Origin of the sequence: Burkholderia sp. SIMBA_051 (assembly GCF_046534915.1) — a bacterium.
GTDB lineage: Bacteria > Pseudomonadota > Gammaproteobacteria > Burkholderiales > Burkholderiaceae > Burkholderia > Burkholderia ambifaria.
The window spans coordinates 1-264 of sequence record NZ_JAWRXS010000397.1 but is presented as its reverse complement, the minus strand read 5'-3'; the positions used below and the strand labels follow the sequence as shown (position 1 = coordinate 264).

The 264-nt window shown below is 65.9% G+C and carries 1 pseudogene; it reads left to right on the top strand.

The features are described from left to right. Positions 1-262, top strand: a pseudogene (locus SB771_RS35025) (protein-disulfide reductase DsbD); the annotation flags it as partial. Between the last annotated feature and the right edge of the window lie 2 nt (positions 263-264).

Sequence of the window (264 nt, the reverse complement as noted above, 5' to 3'; positions counted from 1 at the left end):
CGTATCGTGCCGCGAGATGGAGCGCTTCACCTTCACCGATCCGGGCGTGGCGCAACGCATGGCCGGCATGCTGCTGGTGCAGGCCGACGTGACCGCCAACAATGCCGACGATCGGGCGTTGCTCAAGCGTTTCCGCCTGTTCGGCCCGCCGGGCATCATGTTCTTCGAACCCGGCGGCAAGGAATTGCCGGACGCGCGCGTGGTGGGCTTCCAGGACGCCAAGCGCTTCACCGAGTCACTGGACCGCGTGCTATTGCGTTGAGC